Source organism: Pseudomonas sp. NPDC087342 (assembly GCF_044744265.1).
Taxonomy (GTDB): Bacteria; Pseudomonadota; Gammaproteobacteria; order Pseudomonadales; family Pseudomonadaceae; genus Aquipseudomonas; species Aquipseudomonas nunensis.
Map to the genome: position 1 here is coordinate 113,159 of NZ_JBIUXZ010000012.1, position 19,306 is coordinate 132,464.

General features: G+C 60.9%; 14 protein-coding genes and 2 pseudogenes. 10 read left to right on the plus strand and 6 right to left on the minus strand.

Going from position 1 to position 19,306, the window contains the following annotated elements:
- Positions 1-28: 28 nt before the first annotated feature.
- The 6 genes from ACIOYV_RS21950 to edd all read right to left on the minus strand — a co-directional run bounded on the left by ACIOYV_RS21950 (position 29) and on the right by edd (position 8,045).
- Positions 29-1,330 carry an ABC transporter substrate-binding protein gene (locus tag ACIOYV_RS21950; protein ID WP_163912600.1) on the minus strand — a complete coding sequence of 434 codons (1,302 nt, stop codon included), beginning with the start codon at positions 1,328-1,330 and terminating at the stop codon, positions 29-31.
- A 117-nt stretch (positions 1,331-1,447) separates the two neighbouring features.
- Positions 1,448-2,707 (minus strand): AGE family epimerase/isomerase, encoded by a 1,260-nt coding sequence (locus ACIOYV_RS21955; protein WP_401326980.1) that lies wholly within the window; start codon positions 2,705-2,707, stop codon positions 1,448-1,450.
- Positions 2,708-2,921: 214 nt separating this feature from the next.
- The gene (locus ACIOYV_RS21960) at positions 2,922-4,391 is read right to left on the minus strand and encodes an ATP-binding protein (RefSeq protein WP_163912596.1); all 1,470 of its coding nucleotides are present in this window, start codon (positions 4,389-4,391) and stop codon (positions 2,922-2,924) included.
- The gene (locus ACIOYV_RS21965) at positions 4,381-5,112 is read right to left on the minus strand and encodes a response regulator (RefSeq protein ID WP_008155851.1); all 732 of its coding nucleotides are present in this window, start codon (positions 5,110-5,112) and stop codon (positions 4,381-4,383) included. Before ACIOYV_RS21965 ends, ACIOYV_RS21960 begins: the two co-directional genes overlap by 11 nt.
- Positions 5,113-5,271: 159 nt before the next feature.
- Positions 5,272-6,222, minus strand: a complete 951-nt coding sequence (locus ACIOYV_RS21970) for a glucokinase (protein ID WP_401326984.1) — start codon at positions 6,220-6,222, stop codon at positions 5,272-5,274.
- Positions 6,219-8,045, minus strand: a complete 1,827-nt coding sequence (gene edd, locus ACIOYV_RS21975; protein ID WP_163912592.1) for a phosphogluconate dehydratase — start codon at positions 8,043-8,045, stop codon at positions 6,219-6,221. The genes ACIOYV_RS21970 and edd overlap by 4 nt, the downstream gene beginning before the upstream one ends.
- A 220-nt stretch (positions 8,046-8,265) precedes the next feature.
- Here edd and gap point away from each other — a divergent pair, with 220 nt between their 5' ends.
- The 10 genes and pseudogenes from gap (at position 8,266) to ACIOYV_RS22025 (ending at position 19,232) form a co-directional block, all read left to right on the plus strand.
- Complete coding sequence (gene gap / locus ACIOYV_RS21980) at positions 8,266-9,267, plus strand: type I glyceraldehyde-3-phosphate dehydrogenase (protein WP_054044940.1); 1,002 nt, start codon at positions 8,266-8,268, stop codon at positions 9,265-9,267.
- 30 nt (positions 9,268-9,297) lie between these two features.
- Positions 9,298-9,762, plus strand: coding sequence for a methylglyoxal synthase (locus ACIOYV_RS21985; protein WP_401326988.1), 465 nt, complete (start codon positions 9,298-9,300; stop codon positions 9,760-9,762).
- Positions 9,763-9,852: 90 nt separating this feature from the next.
- Entirely contained in the window at positions 9,853-10,371 is a 519-nt protein-coding gene (locus ACIOYV_RS21990; protein ID WP_054044943.1) for an RNA polymerase sigma factor, read from the plus strand.
- A 124-nt stretch (positions 10,372-10,495) separates the two neighbouring features.
- Positions 10,496-11,446: a FecR domain-containing protein gene (locus tag ACIOYV_RS21995; RefSeq protein ID WP_054613742.1), complete on the plus strand. Its 951-nt coding sequence runs from the start codon at positions 10,496-10,498 to the stop codon at positions 11,444-11,446.
- A gap of 122 nt (positions 11,447-11,568) precedes the next feature.
- Positions 11,569-14,133 (plus strand): TonB-dependent receptor, encoded by a 2,565-nt coding sequence (locus ACIOYV_RS22000; RefSeq protein ID WP_401326991.1) that lies wholly within the window; start codon positions 11,569-11,571, stop codon positions 14,131-14,133.
- 116 nt (positions 14,134-14,249) lie between these two features.
- A complete protein-coding gene (locus ACIOYV_RS22005) occupies positions 14,250-14,852 on the plus strand; it encodes a biliverdin-producing heme oxygenase (RefSeq protein ID WP_401326994.1) in 603 nt (200 codons plus the stop codon).
- Between the two features lie 119 nt (positions 14,853-14,971).
- The gene (locus ACIOYV_RS22010; protein ID WP_054044951.1) at positions 14,972-15,373 is read left to right on the plus strand and encodes a YbaN family protein; all 402 of its coding nucleotides are present in this window, start codon (positions 14,972-14,974) and stop codon (positions 15,371-15,373) included.
- Positions 15,374-15,878: 505 nt separating this feature from the next.
- A pseudogene (locus ACIOYV_RS22015) lies at positions 15,879-16,838 on the plus strand (chemotaxis protein); the annotation flags it as partial.
- 381 nt (positions 16,839-17,219) lie between these two features.
- Positions 17,220-17,744, plus strand: a pseudogene (locus tag ACIOYV_RS22020) (methyl-accepting chemotaxis protein); the annotation flags it as partial.
- Positions 17,745-17,900: 156 nt separating this feature from the next.
- Positions 17,901-19,232 (plus strand): CoA transferase, encoded by a 1,332-nt coding sequence (locus ACIOYV_RS22025; RefSeq protein WP_401326997.1) that lies wholly within the window; start codon positions 17,901-17,903, stop codon positions 19,230-19,232.
- The last annotated feature ends 74 nt before the right edge of the window (positions 19,233-19,306 follow it).

Here is a 19,306-nt window from a genome sequence, read left to right on the forward strand (position 1 = left end):
GCTCCCACAGGGATTGCGTTGCTAAGGGTTACTTGGCCGCTTTGATCGCTGTGCCGAGTTGTTTGGCCGCAGTGGCCGGGTCGGCTTTCGGATCGTTGATGAAGTTGGTCACCACATCAAAGAACGCGCCTTGTACCGCCAGCGTGGTCGCCATGTTGTGCGCCATGCTCGGCTGCAAGCCGCCGGACTTGGCGTCCGTCAGGAAGTCCTTGGCCGCGGTCTGGGCGCAGGAGTCGAAACCGTACTTGCCCATGTCGTTCAGCATGTCGATTCGAACCGGGATCGAACCTTTGTTGATGCTGAAGACTTTCTGGAAGTTCTCACCCAGAACGACCTTGGCAATGTCCTGCTGAGCAGCAGCCGTGCCTTTGTCTTTCTGCTTGAACACCGCCAGGGAGTCGATGTTGTAGGTGAAAGCCTTGTCGGTGCCCGGGAACGCTACGCACTCGTAATCCTTGCCCGCGACTTTCTTGGCTGCGGTCCATTCGCTCTTGGCCCAGTCACCCATGATCTGCATGCCGGCCTTGCCGTTGATGACCTTGGCCGCTTCCAGGTTCCAGTCCTGGCCTTTGCCGTCGGCGTCCATGTAGGTCGCGACTTTCTTCAGCTCGGTCAGCGCCTTGACCATCTCAGGACCGGTCAGTGCAGCGTTGTCCAGGTCGACCAGGGCTTTCTTGTAACCGTCGACGCCCATGACCGAAAGCACTACTGCTTCGAACACGGTGCTGTCCTGCCAAGGCTGGCCGCCGTGGGCAAGGGCGATGAAGCCCGCTGCCTTCAGCTTGTCGCCGGCTGCGTAGAATTCCTGCAGGGTAGTCGGGGCTTTTTCGATCCCGGCTTTCTTGAAGACTTCCGGGTTGATCCACAGCCAGTTGACGCGGTGAATGTTCACCGGCACGGCCACGTAGTCACCTTCGTACTTCACGGTATCGGAGACTTTCTTGTCGAGCAGGCTGTCCCACTTCTCGGACTTGGCGGCTTCTTTCAAGACGTCGGTGTCGAGCAGACCGGTAGACGCCCATTCCTGGATGTCCGGACCTTTGATCTGCGCTACACCCGGCGGGTTACCGGCAACGGCGCGGCTTTTCAGTACGGTCATGGCGGTCGCACCGCCACCACCGGCCACTGCGCCGTCCTTCCAGGTGAAACCGTCTTTTTCGACTTGGGCTTTGAGCACATCAACGGCAGCTTTTTCGCCACCGGACGTCCACCAGTGAACGACTTCTACCGAACCTTTGGAATCGGCGGCAAGTGCACTGACAGGGAATGCAGAGATAGGAAGCAATGAGGCAAGAGAAATGACAGTAGCGAGGCGAGAAATCGCATTCATCTAGAATTACCTTTCTTGTTGTTATGCATGCAAGTCTGGTGCTTGCGCTGCATGGGATTTTAAACAGGAGTTATCCCTTCGCAGGTAACGAAGGGACGCTTGAATGTCACCACATGGTTACACAGGAGCGCTCTGGGACAACTGCCCCAAGGCAGTCGCCATGCTCGGCGCCAGTGGCAGGCGCGGAATCAAAACCGCCTGCCAGGCGTGATACAGATCCGGTTTGCCGCCCCAGATATCGGCGCTCGGGCGGTTTTGCGGATCGAGTTCATGGTGCCAACTGCCATCGCAGCGGTCGATGAAATGACTGTCACAGAATTCCCAGAACAGTCGGTACCAGGTTTCGTATTGTTCATCGCCGGTGCGTTTCAGCAGCGCGCTGGCGGCGGCGCTGGCTTCGCAATGGGTCCAGTGCAGGCGATGGCGAACCACGGCGCGATTGTCCCAGTCCAGCGTGTAGACGATCCCCGGTGCGCCATCGACATTCCAGCCGTGACGGCAATTGTGATCGAAGAGTTTTTGCGCATCGGTTGCCAGCCAACCTGGCGTGAGCATGCCAGCCTGCACCCGTGCGGCTTCGAGGTGCAGCAACAGCCGCGCCCATTCGAAACCGTGGCCTGGGGTGGTGCCATAAGGACGGAAACCGTCGGCGGGATTGTCGTGGTTGTATTCGCGCAGCGGCTGCCAGTCGCGATCGAAATGCTCGACCACCAGGTAATCGTTGGCGGCGGCGTGACCGTGAATCACCCGCTCGACGATGCGTTGCGCGCGGACCAGCCAGCGGTTGTCGCCGGTGACATCCGCCAGCGCGAGGAACGCTTCGGTGGCGTGCATGTTGCTGTTGGCGCCGCGATACGCCTCTTCCTCGCTCCAGTCGCGATTGAAGGATTCGCGCATGGCGCCCTCCTCCTCGCTCCAGAAATGCGTGTCGATGACGCGGATCGCTTCGTCGAGCAAGGCCTGTGCGCCGGGGCGCTGAGCGGCCACTGCGGAACTCGCGGCCAGGGCAACGAAGGCGTGCAGGTAGGCGGCTTTGCCAGTGTTGTCATCGCGATGCTGGGCGACGGCGAACCAGCCAGCGTGCTCGGCATCCTTGAGCGGACCGCTGAGGGCCTGGATACCGTGATCCACCAGTTCGGCAAACCCTGGCAAGCCCTGAATGTGAGCCATGGCGAAGCTGTGGGTCATGCGCGCAGTGTTCATGGTTTCGGCATGGGAGTTGGCCGGGAGGCGGCCCTTTTCATCGAGATTGCCGAAGCCTTCTGGAAGCTTCGAAGCCTTGGCGAACGCCAGCAGGCGCAAGCCTTCGGCGGCGAGCCATTGCTGGTGGGCAGGCGCGTTCAGCCAACTGCTGAAGGCCGGTTGGAAGGTGTCCATGGGGTACCTTTTTTGTTGTTATGACTGGGGGCAGTCTAAACAACGGCCGAGGCGCGGCAGGTAACGAAGGGGGCGGGGTTTGTCACAGGGTTGTGACATTAGACTTGAAGGATGTGTTGAAAGGTCTGGCGCCTTCGCGAGCAGGCTCGCTCCCACAGGTGACCGCATTCCAATGTGGGAGCGAGCCTGCTCGCGAAGAACGATAACGCGGTCTTTAATCGAGTGACCGAGGAAGCTGCAACGTCACCCGCAACCCACCCTCACGCAAATTTTGCAGACTCACTTCACCGCCATGGCTATGGGCAATGTTGCGCGCGATGCCCAAGCCCAACCCATAACCCTGCTGCTGCCCGGCCAGGCGGAAGTGCGGTTCGAACACTTGCTCCATCCGCTGCTCCGGCACGCCCGGGCCTTCATCGTCCACGTGCAGGATGAACGCGCTCTGGTCGTCATCGATATGCAGATGCGCGTTCTGCCCGTACTTCAAGGCATTGTCGATCAGGTTGCCGATGCAGCGCTTGAGCGCCAGGGGTTTGCCCGGATACGCCGCAAACGCCCGGCCCTGTTGAGTCACGCGACCATTGCCATTGGGCGCCAGGTACGGCTCCACCAGACAATCGAGCACATGGTTGAGGTCCACCGGCTCGATGTTTTCGTGGATGTCGGTGTCTTTCACGCATTGCAACGCGCCTTTGACCAGCAGCTCCAGCTCATCCAGATCACGGCCGAACTTGGCTTGCAGTTTTTCGTCTTCAAGCAATTCGACGCGCAGGCGCAAACGGGTGATCGGCGTGCGCAAGTCGTGGGAGATGGCGCTGAACAACTGGCTGCGTTCGGTCAGATAACGGCTGATGCGTTCGCGCATTGCGTTGAACGCGCGGCCCACTTCGACCACTTCGCTGCCGCCGCCCTCGGGCACCGGTTCGACTTCAGCGCCGAGGGACATGTCCCGCGCCGCGCGCGCCAGACGCTTGAGCGGACGGCTCTGCCAGTGCACCAGCAGGCCGATAAATAACAGCAGGAAACCACTGGTGAGCACGATAAACCACACCTGCTGGGCCGGCAGGCCTTGCTCTTCAAGACTGGTGTAGGGCTCGGGCAACAAGGACGCGATGTACAGCCATTCCCCCGGCGCCATCTGGATTTGCGTGACCAGCACCGGCGGGTTCACCGGTTCCAGGGTCAACGCGTAATGCGCCCAGGAGCGTGGCAATTCATCGAGTTTCAAGCCGCTGTTGAAGATCCGCAGGTCTTCGGGGCTGACGAAGGTCACCGAGATATCGGTGTCGTGACCCAGGGACTCGCGCAACACTTCGTCCACCGCTTTGAGCACCGCCGCTTTGCGCGGGGTGATCGGCAGCACTTCCATGCCTAACGGTTTGTCATTGAGGGTCACCACAAACCGGGTGCCGCCCATGCTGCGCAACTGATCGAGCACCAATGGCCGGAACGCCACCGGCAACGAACGGAAATAACTGACGCTGGCGGTCATCGAATGCGCCAGGCTGCGGGCGCTGGTGACCAGGCCTTCGAGTTGCGTGGCGCGCAGTTGCGAGACCCAGATCACGCTGGATAACGCCTGGGCGAACATCACCACCAACAGCGTCAGCAACAGCATTCGCCCGAGAAGCGAACGCGGCACCGGCACCTTGGCGGCGAGCCGGCGCAACCACTCAGTGGCCATTGCTGGCGACCACATTGGCGGCCAATTGATAACCGCTGCCGCGCACGGTGCGGATCAGTCGCGGCGGTTTTTCGGTGTCGCGCAGGCGTTGGCGCAACCGGCTGACGGCCATGTCGACAATGCGATCGAGCGGCATCAAATCGCGGCCACGGGTGGCATTGCCGATGGTGTCGCGGTCGAGGATTTCCTGAGGATGATCGAGGAACAGTTTCAGCAGCGCGAAATCGGCGCCGGAGAGAATCACTTCTTCGCCATCGATGTGGAACAGCCGATGGCTGACCATGTCCAGGCGCCAGTCATCGAAGGCCAGCACTTCACTGCCGGAACGTTCCTGACCGAACTGGGCACGGCGCAACAACGCCTTGATGCGGGCCTGCAATTCGCGAGGGCTGAAGGGTTTGCCTAGGTAATCGTCGGCGCCCAGTTCCAGGCCAATTACGCGGTCGGCCTCGTCGGAGCTGGCGGTGAGCATGATAATTGGCACCTGGGCCTGACGCGGGTGTTGGCGAATCCAGCGGCAGAGGCTGAATCCGTCTTCGTCCGGCAGCATCACATCGAGGATCACCAGATCGCTCGGCGCTTCGTTCATCGCCTGGCGAAAGCCTGCGCCGTCCGGCGTCGTGCGCACCTGAAAACCTGCGCGGGTCAGGTAGGTGTCCAGCAACTCGCGTATCTCTTGATCGTCATCGACCAACAAAATCGACTTGTTGACTGAGCTCACAGGGGCGGCATCCTTGTTGTTTGAATTGGGCGGATTATGCCTGATCGTGCGTAAATCGTTGGAGTCTGTGCGGACGCCTTCGCGGGCAAGCCTCGCTCCTACAGAGATCGCACAAAACCTGTAGGAGCGAGGCTTGCCCGCGAAGGGCGCGACTCGGTTTCAGGCCTGGTCGAGCGCCACACCTGCGCCAACCAGCCCGGAATACGGCGCCGTCACCAGCCACACCGGGATGCCTTTGAAATAATCGCTCATGCACCCCTTGTCGGCGAAGCACCGGGCGAAACCGCTTTCAACGAAGAAATCGGCAAACCGTGGAATCACCCCGCCCACGATAAACACCCCACCGCGCCCACCGGTGGTCAGCACGTTATTGCCGGCCACGCGGCCGAGCCAGCAGCAGAATTGCTCCAGCACTTCCAAGGCAATCGGATCCCCCGCCAGACCAGCCGCAGTAATCGCTTCCGGGCTGTCGAGCACCGGTTCATGCCCGTCCACCGCACAAATCGCCCGATAGACTCGCGGCAAGCCACCACCGCTCAACGCAGTCTCGGCGCTGACATGCCCGATCTCATTGAAGATGTGTTGCCACAACTGGGTTTCCCGTGGGCTGCTCAACGGCAAATCGACGTGACCGCCCTCCCCCGGCAACGCCGCAAAACGGCCTTCACCCAGATCAAGCAACGTACCGACACCCAAACCGGTGCCCGGACCGATCACCACCGCCGGGCGCAAGGGTTCCGGCGTGCCTTCGCAGACCACGCGGAATTCGCCCGGCTGCAAACGGGTCATGCCCAGGGCCATGGCCGAGAAGTCGTTGACCAGCAGCAGTTGATCCACCTGCAAGGTCTGGCAGAACGCCTTGCGGCTCAGGCGCCAGTGATTGTTGGTGAACTTGAATTCATCGCCGCTCACCGGGCCGGCGACCGACAGGCACACCGAACCAATGTCGCCCGGCTTGAGCCCCAACCCGGTCAGGTAGACACCAATGGCCTCCTCCGGGCTGGTGTGTTCTGCCGTCGGCAATACCTGGATCGACTCCAGTTGCTGGTTTTTCCACAACGCGAAACGTGCGTTGGTCCCACCGATGTCACCGACCAAAGCCAGTTTCAATTAAGCGTCTCCAGGGCAGAAGTAAAGGCGCTGGCGCCCTGCTCTGCGGAGCTGAAGGCCATGCGCATGAAACCAAACAGTTCGCGCCCGCTGCCGATGTTGTTACCCAACAAACCCTTGGCCGGCGTGCGCGCTGCGAATTCTTCGGCGTCCACCTTAAGCTCCAGGGTGCCTTTGACGCCATCGACGCGGATGATATCGCCCTCTTGCACTCGCGCAAGAGCGCCGCCGACGTAAGCTTCGGGGCTGACGTGAATCGCCGCCGGGATTTTCCCGGATGCACCGGACATCCGTCCGTCAGTCACCAGCGCCACTTTGAAGCCGCGATCCTGCAGCACGCCGAGGAACGGCGTCATCTTGTGCAGTTCCGGCATGCCGTTGGAACGCGGACCCTGGAAGCGCATCACCGCGACAAAATCCTTCTCCAGCAAACCGGCCTTGAACGCATCGGCCAGGTCCTGCTGATCCTGGAACACCATGGCCGGCGCTTCGACGATCTGGTTTTCCAGAGCGACAGCGGAAACCTTCATGACGCCACGACCGAGGTTGCCTTCCATCACGCGCAAGCCGCCTTCTGACGAGAACGCGCGCGCGACCGGGCGCAGGATGGTTTCGTCGAGGCTGTCGGTCACGCCTTCGCGCCAGACCAGTTCGCCGTTATCGAGGAACGGTTCCTGGGTGTAGCGGCTCAGGCCATGGCCGAGCACGGTGTTGACGTTTTCATGCAGCAAGCCCGCTTCCAGCAGTTCGCGGATCAGGAACGACATGCCGCCCGCCGCCTGGAAGTGGTTGATGTCGGCTTTGCCGTTCGGATAGACGTGGCTCAGGGTCGGCACGACTTCGGAGAGGTCGGCCATGTCTTGCCAGGTCAATTGAATACCGGCAGCCATCGCGATGGCAGGCATGTGCAGGGTGTGGTTGGTCGAGCCGCCAGTCGCGTTCAGCGCCACGATGGAGTTGACCAGCGAACGCTCATCGACGATTTCACCGATCGGCATGAAGTTGCCATTTTGCTTGGTCAGGCGCGTGACTTGATGCGCCGCTTCGCGGGTCAGGGCATCGCGCAACGGCGTGTTCGGGTTGACGAAAGAAGAGCCCGGCAAGTGCAGGCCCATGACTTCCATCAGCAGCTGGTTGGTGTTGGCGGTGCCGTAAAAAGTACAGGTACCGGGGCTGTGGTAGGAATTCATTTCCGATTCTAGCAGCTCCTCGCGCGAGGCTTTGCCTTCGGCATAGCGCTGGCGCACATCGGCTTTCTGCTTGTTGGAAATGCCGGAGACCATGGGTCCGCCCGGTACAAAGATCATCGGCAGATGACCGAAACGCAGCGCGCCCATCATCAGGCCCGGCACGATTTTGTCGCAGATGCCGAGCATCAGCGCGCCATCGAACATGTTGTGGGACAGCGCCACCGCAGTGGACAGCGCGATCACTTCACGGCTCGGCAGGCTCAGCTCCATGCCGGGCTCGCCCTGGGTCACGCCATCGCACATCGCCGGGGTGCCGCCAGCGAACTGGCCGACCGAGCCGATTTCGCGCAGGGCTTTTTTGATCTGTTCAGGAAAGACTTCGTACGGCTGATGCGCCGAGAGCATGTCGTTATACGAAGAAACAATTGCGATGTTCGCGGAGTTCATCATCCGCAGACTGTTCTTGTCTTCGGTGCCGCAACCCGCCACGCCGTGGGCGAAGTTGGCGCATTGAAGCTTGCCGCGCATCGGACCGTCGCTGGCAGCGCCGCGAATCAGCGCAAGGTAAGCCTCACGAGTAGCTCGGCTACGGGCGATAAGCCGTTCGGTGACCTCAAGGACGCGGGGATGCATGTGTAGAACTCCAGGCTAACGGATGTGGCGACCTGATTGTCTATGCTGATCAAGTGCCGTTGTCGATGGGGTGACGGGCGGCTTTCTTGATCGATCGGACCAGTTGATTCAGGTCACTCGTTGTAGATTGAACAAAATATTGCCATTAAAAAGGCTTGTTTTCTATTTTTATGCGAATAATCTTGTAATTCCAACAACAAATCGACGGCGGCCCAGTTAAATGACTCTTCGAATCGCAATCAATGGTTTTGGCCGTATTGGCCGCAATGTCCTTCGCGCACTGTATACCCAAGGCTACCGCCAGGATTTGCAGATCGTTGCCATCAATGACTTGGGCGACAGCTCGATCAACGCTCATCTGCTGAAGTACGACACCGTTCACGGCACATTCGACGCCGATGTCCAGCACGATAACGAAAGCCTGACCGTCAATGGTGACCGTATTTCGGTCAGCGCCATCCGCAACCCTGCCGAACTGCCGTGGGCTGCCGAGAAGATTGACGTGGTATTCGAATGCACCGGTCTGTTCACCGACCGTGCCAAAGCCGCCGCGCATATTACGGCCGGCGCACGCAAAGTCATCATCTCGGCCCCGGCCAAAGGCGCCGACGCGACTGTGGTTTATGGTGTGAACCACGACATTCTGCGCCAGTCGCACCAGATTATTTCCAACGCCTCGTGCACCACCAACTGCCTGGCCCCGGTGGCCCAGGTGCTGCACCGCGAGCTGGGGATCGAAAGCGGTCTGATGACCACGATCCACGCCTACACCAACGACCAGAACCTGACCGACGTCTACCACACCGACCCGTACCGTGCCCGTTCGGCCACCCAGAACATGATCCCGAGCAAGACCGGCGCCGCTGAAGCGGTTGGCCTGGTACTGCCGGAACTGGCGGGCAAACTGACCGGCATGGCGGTGCGTGTCCCGGTGATCAACGTGTCGCTGGTGGACCTGACCGTGCAGCTCAAGCGCGAAGCGTCGGCCGACGAAGTGAACGCGCTGCTGAAAGAAGCCGCCCAGCACTCGAAAATCCTCGGCTACAACACCCTGCCGTTGGTTTCCAGCGACTTCAATCACAACCCGCTGTCGTCGATCTTCGACGCCAACCACACCAAGTCCAGCGGCAAGCTGCTCAAGGTCCTGGCCTGGTACGACAACGAATGGGGCTTCTCCAACCGCATGCTCGATAACTGCCTGGCGCTGTGTAACGCCGAGTAATCGCGCATTGATGGAGCAGGAGCAACACCGATGATCGGTATCAGCTTCACGCAAAAGACCTTGGCGGCGCGTAAGCGTATCGCCCTGGTCGCGCATGACCATTGCAAAGTGTTTTTGCTGGACTGGGCCGAGCGCCAGAAAGACAAGTTGGCGCAGCATGAACTGGTCGCCACCGGCACCACGGGGTTGTTGTTGCAACAACGCCTCGACCTGCCGGTGGAAAGCATGATCAGTGGCCCGTTGGGCGGCGACCAGCAACTCGGTGCGCGCATCGCCGAGCAACGGGTCGACATGCTGGTGTTCTTCTGCGACCCGTTCGAACCGCAGCCCCACGACCCGGACATCAAGGCGTTGCTGCGGGTCGCGGCGGTCTGGAACATTCCGGTGGCCTGCAACGAATGCAGCGCCGATTACTTGCTCAGCAGCCCGATGATGGATCAGGCCCACGAGCACCGGATTCCGGATTACGCGACTTATCTGCTGGGTCGCGCCTAGCGCTTCGCAATTCAGCTTCACAAATCAGCACTTGACCATTCGAGTGGATGATAAGCATTATCATTCGCTAGAAATGGATCAGGTCCTCCCGTGAGTCAATCGCGCTTCAATCACGTCTTCATCGCCCAGCGGGTTTCCTTGCTGCGCACGTTGGAGCGGATGGTCAACAATCACAGCACCGCCGAAGATCTGCTGCAGGAAACCTACCTGCGCGTGACCCGGGCGCTCAGTGAACGAGCCATCGATCACCTCGAACCCTTCGTGTTCCAGACCGCCCGCAACCTGGCGCTGGACCATTTGCGTGCGCGGCGCATTCAGTCGCGCACCATGCTCGATGACGTCCCGCTGGAGGTGGTCGAAAGCATCGCCGCCCCCGCCAGCAGCGCCGAGGACGCCGCCCATGCCGAACAATTGCTGGAGCGTTTGAACGTGAGCCTCAGTGAACTCAGCCAGCGCCAGCAGCAGATCTTTATCCTCAGTCGCCTGCACGGGCATAGCTATCTGGAGATTTCCGAGAAGCTCGGCGTGTCGTTGAGCACGGTACAAAAGGAATTGAAATTGATCATGGCGATCTGCATCGGCGTCGCGGAACGCTTGAACGGCGACTGAGTCTGCAGGTTTATTCGCTACCTGCCGTGATCGACTGCGCAGGCCGTCGGGCTTTGCTACCCTTGCCCCACTTTCAAGCTTCACTCAAAAAACAGCCGTGCACAGACACAGCCGAGGAAACACCGTGACGGACACCCACCGCTCCGCTGGAGACCCCGCCAGCGCGATGGACCAGGCTTTGGACTGGCTGATCGTGCTCGGCAGTCCGAGCGAAGAACAGACCCGACAGTTTCACGACTGGCTGGCTGCCGATCCCCTGCACGCCGAAGCCTTCGCCAAGGCCCAGGCGATCTGGGACGGCCCGCTGGTCACGCAGTGCGCGCAAAGCCTCGCCGCTCAACCGGCGAAAGTCAGCGTGCTGTCGCGCCTGCGCCCGCACTGGAAACCCTTGGCCACGGCGGCGGTGTTGATCCTCGGTTTGTTCAGCTTCAGCAATCTGCCGATGCGCCTGCAAGCCGATCACCTGACCGTGGTCGGCGAGCGCCAGCGTCTGCAACTGGAGGACGGCTCGAAAGTCCTGCTCAATACCAACTCGGCGTTTTCCAGCACCATCAACGATCAACAGCGCGTGGCCCGGTTGTATCAGGGCGAGGCGTTTTTCGAGGTGCCGGCCAACCGTGGCCAGGCGCTGGAAATCGATGCCGGACCGGTCAAGGCCAGCGTGCACGACACCGCGTTTGCGGTGCGTTACCTCGACGGCGTGGCGCAAGTCCGGGTGCAGCGCGGCGATGTGGATTTGCGTGCGACCCGTGACGACGCGCGAGTGCGGCTCTCGGCCGGCGAAAGCATCCGCATCGGCCCCAACGGTTTTGACCGCCCGGCCAAGCTCGATGCCGCCACTGACCTGGCCTGGGTCCAGGGCCGACTGGTGTTCGAGAATTGCCCGCTGAGCCAGGTGCTGGCGGAGCTGCGTCGCTACTATCCGGGCTGGATCATCAACAACAACGAGCAGTTGGCCGACGTCGCCGTCACCGGCAATTACCGCCTCGACCAGCCGCTGGACGTGGTCCGTTCCCTCGCCCACATCACCTCTGCACGGCTTCAAGAATTCCCCGCGCTGGTGATCTTGAACTAAATGAGAATTATTTTTACTCGATAGCTGAAGCTCGTTCGTCTCGTTATAGCCAATGCAATTGATTCGCATCTAACCATGCCAATCTGCACCTATAAAGATTCGTGCGACACGGAGCGCTATCGATGTCCTCTCGCCATACCCGCCAGTCCTCTTCACCTTCCCGCGTGTTGTCGCTGTTGACCGCCGCCATCCTGATGGCCGGTGCCGCGCCGCTGATGGCCGCGAATGCTGCCGAGCAGCCAAGCCGCAACATGGGCGATTATTCGTTCGCCATCCCGCAGCAGTCGTTGGTCTCGGCGCTCAATGCCTTTACCGCCGTGACTGGCTGGCAAGTAGGCTTGCCCGCCGAACTGGCAGAAGGCGTCGCCTCGCCGGGTGTGCGCGGTTCGCTGCCACCGGAAAAAGCCCTGGATCGCCTGTTGGTGGGGACCAACCTCGGTTATCGCAAACTGGGCAATAACAACATCGTGCTGGAGAAACGCAGCAGCAGCGGCGCGCTTAATCTGCAACAAGTGACGATCAGCGCCACCCGCCAGGAACAGAGCATCGACAGCGTGCCGGCCACCGTTACCGTGCAGACCCGCGAAGAGCTGGACCGCAACAACGTCAACAACATCAAGGATCTGGTGCGCTACGAGCCGGGTGTTTCGGTAGGCGGTGCCGGCCAGCGCGCCGGGCTGACCGGTTACAACATCCGTGGTATCGATGGCGACCGCGTGCTGACTCAAGTCGACGGCGTGCAAGTGCCGGACAGTTTCTTCAACGGCCCGTATGCCCAGACCAACCGCAATTACGTCGACCCGGAAATCGTCAAACGCGTAGAGATCCTTCGCGGCCCGGCGTCGGTTCTGTACGGCAGCAATGCCATCGGCGGCGCGGTCAGCTACTACACCCTCGACCCGGACGACATCATCAAGCCCGGCAAAGACGTCGGCGCGCGCCTCAAGACTGGCTACAGCTCGGCGGACGACAGCTGGCTGACGTCCGGCACCGTCGCTGGCCGCACCGGCGATTTCGACGGCTTGCTGCATTTGAGCCAACGCAATGGCCATGAAACCGAATCCTACGGTGAAACCGGCGGCACCGGCCTCAACCGCACCGAGGCCAACCCTGAAGACGTGCGCACCACCAACGTGCTGGCCAAACTCGGCTGGAACTACGCCGACGACGCACGCCTGGGCCTGACCTACGAGAAATACAAAGACGACCGCGACACCAATCAATTGAGCGCGGTCGGTGGCCCGTTCAACGCCGGACGCGGTTTCGGTTTCTACAAGTCGCGCACCGGCAACGACACCGTGAGCCGCGAACGTTTTGGCCTGGAGCACAGCTTCGGCCTGGACACGGCGTTGGCCGACCATATCAAGTGGTCGCTGAACTACCAGATCGCCAAGACCGACCAGAGCACCGAAGAAATCTACGCGCCGTCGCGCACCGTATTGCGCGAACGCAATACCAACTACAAGGATCGCCAATGGGTGTTCGATGCCCAGGCCGACAAGTCCTTCGCGATTGCTGACACCGATCACACCGTCACCTACGGCACCACCATCAAACAGGACAAAGTCACCGGCCTGCGTACCGGCACCGGCACCTGCCTGACCGTGGCCGGCGCCTGCCGCGTCATTGGTGCGCCAAGCGCCACCGATACCCTGACACCGGCCAGCGACTTCCCGGACCCGACGATCAACAGCTACAGCCTGTTCGCGCAGGATCAGATCAGCTGGGGCAACTGGACGTTCCTGCCGGGAGCGCGCTACGACTACACCCAGCTCAAGCCGCACATCACCGACGAGTTCCTGGCGACCGCCGACCAGAGCGGCAACGGCGTGGTCAGCGACAAGACCAAGACCTGGCATCGCCTGTCGCCGAAGTTCGGCACCACTTACAGCTTCAACGATAACTACACCTGGTACGGCCAGTACGCTGAAGGCTTCCGCACGCCGACCGCCAAGGCCTTGTACGGTCGCTTCGAAAACCTCGCCGGTGGTTATCAGGTCGCACCGAACCCGGACCTGGAACCGGAAAAGAGCAAGAGCTATGAAACCGGCCTGCGTGGCCAGTTCGAGGCGGGCACCTTCGATGTGGCGGTGTTCTACAACAAATATCGCGACTTCATCGACGAGAATGCGATCACTCCGGGTTACACCGAGACCACGTTCCAGAGTAACAACATCAAGCACGCCACCATCAAGGGCGTGGAGCTCAAGGGCCGCCTGAACCTCGACACCTTCGGCGCACCGACCGGCCTCTACACCCAAAGCTCGATGTCGTACCTGTATGGCCGTAACGATGACACTGGCCAGCCGCTGAACAGCATCAACCCGCTGACCGGCGTGTTCGGCCTCGGTTACGACCAGGATAACTACGGCGCGCTGTTGAGCTGGACTCTGGTCAAGCGCAAGGACCGCGTCGACAGCACCAGCTTCAAGACTCCTGACGGCACCAGCACCCAGTTCAAGACCCCGGGTTATGGCGTGCTCGACCTGGCCGGTTTCTACAAGGTCACCGACGACGTGACCATCAACGCCGGCCTGTACAACCTGACAGACAAGAAATACTGGCAGTGGGATGACGTACGCGGTTACGACAGCGTCGGCGAAGCCTCGGTGACCCAACCGGCCAACCTCGATCGCCTGACCCAACCGGGTCGCAACTTCGCGGTCAATCTGGTCTGGGATATCTGACCTTGAACACCTCACTGCGACACATGTGTTAATGCGTTGCAGTGAGGTTTTTTTACGCTCGGGCGTCTTCTTGTTCGTCTCGTTACCAAGCGCCTCTTTTTTCACAAGGATTTCCCATGACCTCCACGGACACTGCTCAACGCGCCGCCCTGCGTTCGCAACGTTTGAACCAGATCACCAACGAGCCCCACACCAAGCTGGATGCGCTGGTCAAAGCCCACGCGCCATTTGAAACCCAGGCCAACTTCGCCCGTTTCGTGGTCGCGCAGTATTTGTTCCAGTCGGAATTGGTAGCGCTGTACAACGACGCCGAACTGACCGCCATCGTCCCGGACCTACCGGCGCGCTGCCGGGCCGAAGCGGCCAAGGCTGACCTGGCGGATCTGGACACCGAGGTTCCGGCACCGGTAGCCGGCGCCGTGCAGAATCCAAGTAAAGCCGCAGCCTTGGGCTGGTTGTTTGTTTCCGAAGGCTCGAAGTTGGGTGCTGCGTTTTTGATCAAGCGTGCCGTGGGTCTGGGCTTGAGCGAAACCTTCGGTGCCCGTCACCTCGGTGAGCCGGCCGGTGGTCGCGCTGAAGGCTGGAAGAGCTTCGTCAGAACCCTCGATTCGCTGGAGTTCAGCGCTCAGGAAGAAGCCGAAATCGAACAAGCAGCGGTCGATGCGTTCAACCGCTTCACCGTACTGCTGGAACAGGCCTACACCCCAGAACTCGCCTGACCACCCCTTGTAGGAGCGAGGCTTGCCCGCGAAGAGGCCGTAACATCCAACGTCTATGTTGGCTGACACGCCGCCTTCGCGGGCAAGCCTCGCTCCTACAGGGTATAAATGTCGACCATATGACCCGCAAACACCTCGCCTCCTCCAAACTCGCCCGAATCCTCTTCGGCCTGCTGGCCTATGTCAGCCTGGGCATCGGCTTGATTGCGATTGTCGTGCCGGGCCTGCCGACCACCGAGTTCATCCTCCTCGCTGCCTGGGCCGCGACCAAGAGTTCGCCGCGCCTGAGTGCCTGGCTGGAAAACCATCGGTTGTTCGGGCCGATCCTGTGCAACTGGCGCAACGGCAAAATCATCGCGCGCCGGGCCAAAGTCAGCGCCACCGTCAGCATGTTGCTGTGCGCCGGTTTGATGCTGGTGATGCTCGATCACGGCTGGCCGATTTACCTGGCGATTGCCGGCATGAGCCTGGGCAATCTGTGGATCTGGTCGCGACCTGAATCCGCACCGCAACCTTCCTGACTCACACAAATTCCGCTGGACTGCCAAGCAACCCCAACACCGCAAATCTCCCGAATTCCAGCGCGTTTCAGGGGATTTTCCTGCGCAAACGTTCACCTGATACCGTTCGTCCGCTTGACCCTCATGCAAGCTCTGCCCGCGCCGATGAGCATTAAATGGCGCTGAATGGACTTGGCGAGCGGGAGCACTCCCGTCTCTTGGCCAACACCTCATCCATTTGCGAGCTCGCCCTATGTTCGACTCTCTGTCTATCCGCCTGAAAATCGTCCTGTTGTCCGGTCTGTGCCTGCTCGGCGTCATCGCGCTGATCGTTGGCATGAACATCTACCAGACCAACCAGAACGACGAACTGGTCAACGCCTCCAGCAGCAAAATGCTCACCGCCAGTGTGCAAAACCTGCTGCAAGCCAAAGCCGCCGAGCAAGCCGTGCGGGTGCAGAAGACCTTCGGTGAAAGCTTGCTGGTGGTGACGGCCCTGGCCGATCAGATCAAGGACATGCGCAACATGGCGGCCAAGCGTTCGCTGGAGGCTGGCGCCCTGCGTGAAGAGTTGAACCAGAGCCTGAAAACCGCTTTCGAGCGCAACAGCAAAGTGCTGGGAATCTGGCTCGCGTTCGAACCCAACGGCCTCGACGGCAAGGACAGTGAATTCGCCAATGATGCAGCCCGTCAATCCAACGAATCCGGACGTTTCGCCAGTTACTGGAGCCGCGCGGGCGGGGTCGGGCTGAACACGATCATGGTCGAAGACGACATGACCAAAACCACCCTGAGTCTCAGCGGTACGCCTTACAACAGTTGGTACACCTGCCCTCGCGACAACAAACGCTCCTGCTTGCTCGACCCGTATTCCGATACCGTGGGCGGCAAGGAAGTGCTGATGACCACCATTTCCGTTCCGCTGCTGGTGGACGGCAAAGCCATCGGCGTGGTCGGCGTGGACATCGCCCTCGACGCGTTGCAAGCGGCGACGGTGGACTCCCAGCGTGATTTGTTCAACAACGCCGGGCATATGCTGATCGTCTCCGGCAGCGGCGTGCTCGCCGGTTACAGCGCCGACGCCGGCAAGGTCGGTAAAAACATCGGCGAGACCCTCGGCGCAGACGGCAAGGAAGTCCTGCAATTGCTCGGCAATGGCTCGCCGAAGATTATCGAACAGGGCGACCTGATCCGCGCGGTGTTCCCGGTCAGCCCGATCCCCGATTCCAAAGCCTGGGGCGTGGTGATCGACCTGCCGAAACAAGTGCTGCTGGCCGACTCGGTGAAGCTGCAAGCGGTCGTCGATGACGCGCAACAAAGCGGCACGATCAAGGCGCTGATGGTGGCGATCGCGGCCGGTCTGGTTGGCCTGTTACTTATCTGGCTCACCGCTTCCGGCGTGACCCGGCCGATCAACAGCGTGGCCGAAATGCTCAAGGCGATTGCCAGCGGCGACGGCGACCTGACCCAACGCCTGCACTACAGCAAGAAAGACGAACTCGGCGAACTGGTGAGCTGGTTCAACCGCTTCCTCGACAAGCTGCAACCGACTATCGCCCAGATCAAACAAAGCATCACCGATGCCCGTGGCACCGCCGACCAGTCTTCGGAAATTGCCCGCCAGACCAGCGAAGGCATGCAGGTGCAGTTCCGCGAGATCGACCAGGTCGCCACCGCGTCCAACGAAATGAGCGCCACCGCGCATGATGTCGCCAACAGCGCATCGAACGCCGCCAACGCAGCCAAAGGTGCCGACCAATCGGCGCGCGATGGCATGCAGATCATCGAGCGCAGCACCCGGGACATTAACTTGCTGGCCGATGAAGTCAGCAAAGCCGTGACTGAAGTCGAAGCCCTGGCGGTCAACAGCGAGCAGATCGGTTCGGTGCTGGAAGTGATCCGCAGCATTGCCGAACAGACCAACCTGCTGGCACTCAACGCGGCGATTGAAGCGGCTCGCGCCGGGGAAAGCGGTCGCGGTTTTGCGGTGGTGGCCGATGAAGTGCGCAATTTGGCCAAGCGCACTCAGGATTCAGTGGAAGAAATCCGTGTCGTGATCGAACGCATCCAGACCGGCACTCGCGGCGTGGTCGCCACCATGCATTCGAGCCAGACCCAGGCCCACAGCAACGCCGGGCAAATCCAGCAAGCGGTCCAGGCCTTGGGCAAGATCAGCGACGCGGTCACGGTGATCAGCGACATGAACCTGCAAATCGCCAGTGCCGCCGAACAACAAAGCGCCGTGGCCGAAGAGGTCAACCGCAACGTCTCGGCGATCCGCACCGTCACCGAAACCCTGACCGGGCAGGCCACAGAGTCAGCGCAGATCAGCAGCCAGCTGAATGCTTTGGCTACGCACCAAATGAAATTGATGGATCAGTTCCGCGTTTAACCCTGTGGGAGCGAGCTTGCTCGCGATGACGGACTGACATTCACCATGGATGTCGACTGATGCACCGCTATCGCGAGCAAGCTCGCTCCCACAGGTTTCATCCTGTTGCTCGTCTATTTTGATCTATGATCGATCCCTCGTTCCGGAGGGCCTTCGATGACTGATTTACTCACGTCCATTCAAGCCGCACTCGGCTTGCCGCACACCCCAATCCCCTTCACGTCGAGCGGCGCCCTGCCCTCGGCGTTCGCCGTCACCGACCTCGCCTGCGCGAGCATTGCCGCTGCCGGTCAGGCTGTCAGCCAATTGCTGCACCGGCAAACCGGTCGCTTGCCCAGCCTTGAAGTCGATCGCCGTTTGGCCTCGTTCTGGTTCGCCACCTCAATCCGTCCTGTGGGCTGGAGCGTGCCGCCACTGTGGGACCCGGTCGCCGGTGACTATGCGACCAAGGACGGCTGGATCCGCCTGCATACCAACGCCCCGCATCACCGAACTGCCGCTGAAAGCGTGCTCGGCGCCTGTGCCGACCGCGCCGCGATGGCGAGTCAGGTGGCGAAATGGGCCAAGACCGATCTGGAACTGGCCGTGGTCGAGGCCGGTGGTTGCGCCGCCGAAATGCGCACCTGGGCGCAGTGGCAGACGCATCCTCAAGGCATTGCGGTAAACGCCGAGCCGTTGATTCAATTCACCGCCAATGCCAATCAAAACACCAAAGCATGGCAAGGTTCGGTGGCGCGACCGCTGGCCGGGATCAAGGTGCTTGACTTGACCCGCGTGCTCGCGGGTCCCACTGCCAGCCGCTTCCTCGCCGGCCTCGGCGCCGACGTCTTGCGCATTGACCCGCCGACCTGGAACGAGCCCGGTGTCGTGCCGGAAGTCACCCTCGGTAAACGCTGTGCGCGCCTGGATTTGCATGACAAGGCTGATCGCGCGGTGTTCGAAAGCCTGCTCAAGGACGCGGACATTCTGCTTCACGGCTACCGCGCCGATGCGTTGGAACGCTTGGGTTACGGCGTGATTGAACGTCAGGCATTGGCACCCGGTTTGATCGACGTCTGCCTCAACGCCTACGGCTGGAGCGGCCCGTGGCAGAACCGCCGGGGTTTCGACAGCCTGGTGCAAATGAGCAGCGGGATTGCCGAGGCCGGCCAGCAATGGAAGAAGGCCGACAAGCCAACACCGTTGCCGGTGCAGGCGCTGGATCACGCTACCGGGTATTTGATGGCGGCAGCGGCGATCACGTTATTGGGTAGCGGAGGATCGGCAAGGTTGTCGTTGGCGCGGACGGCGAAGTTGTTGATCGAGCGTGGTGCCGGGACGGATGAGGCGTTGCGGGCGGAAGATGACAGCGATCAAGGGCTGTTGGTTGAACAGACACCTTGGGGGCCGGCGCATCGGCTGCAAGTTCCGCTGAAGATCACCGGGACGCCGTTGCAATGGACACTGCCGGCCTCGGAACTGGGTTCCCATCGCGCGCAGTGGTGGTGATTTTCAGATAGCTTTCGCGAGCAGGCTCGCTCCCACAGGGGTATGCATTTCAACTGTGGGAGCGAGCTTGCTCG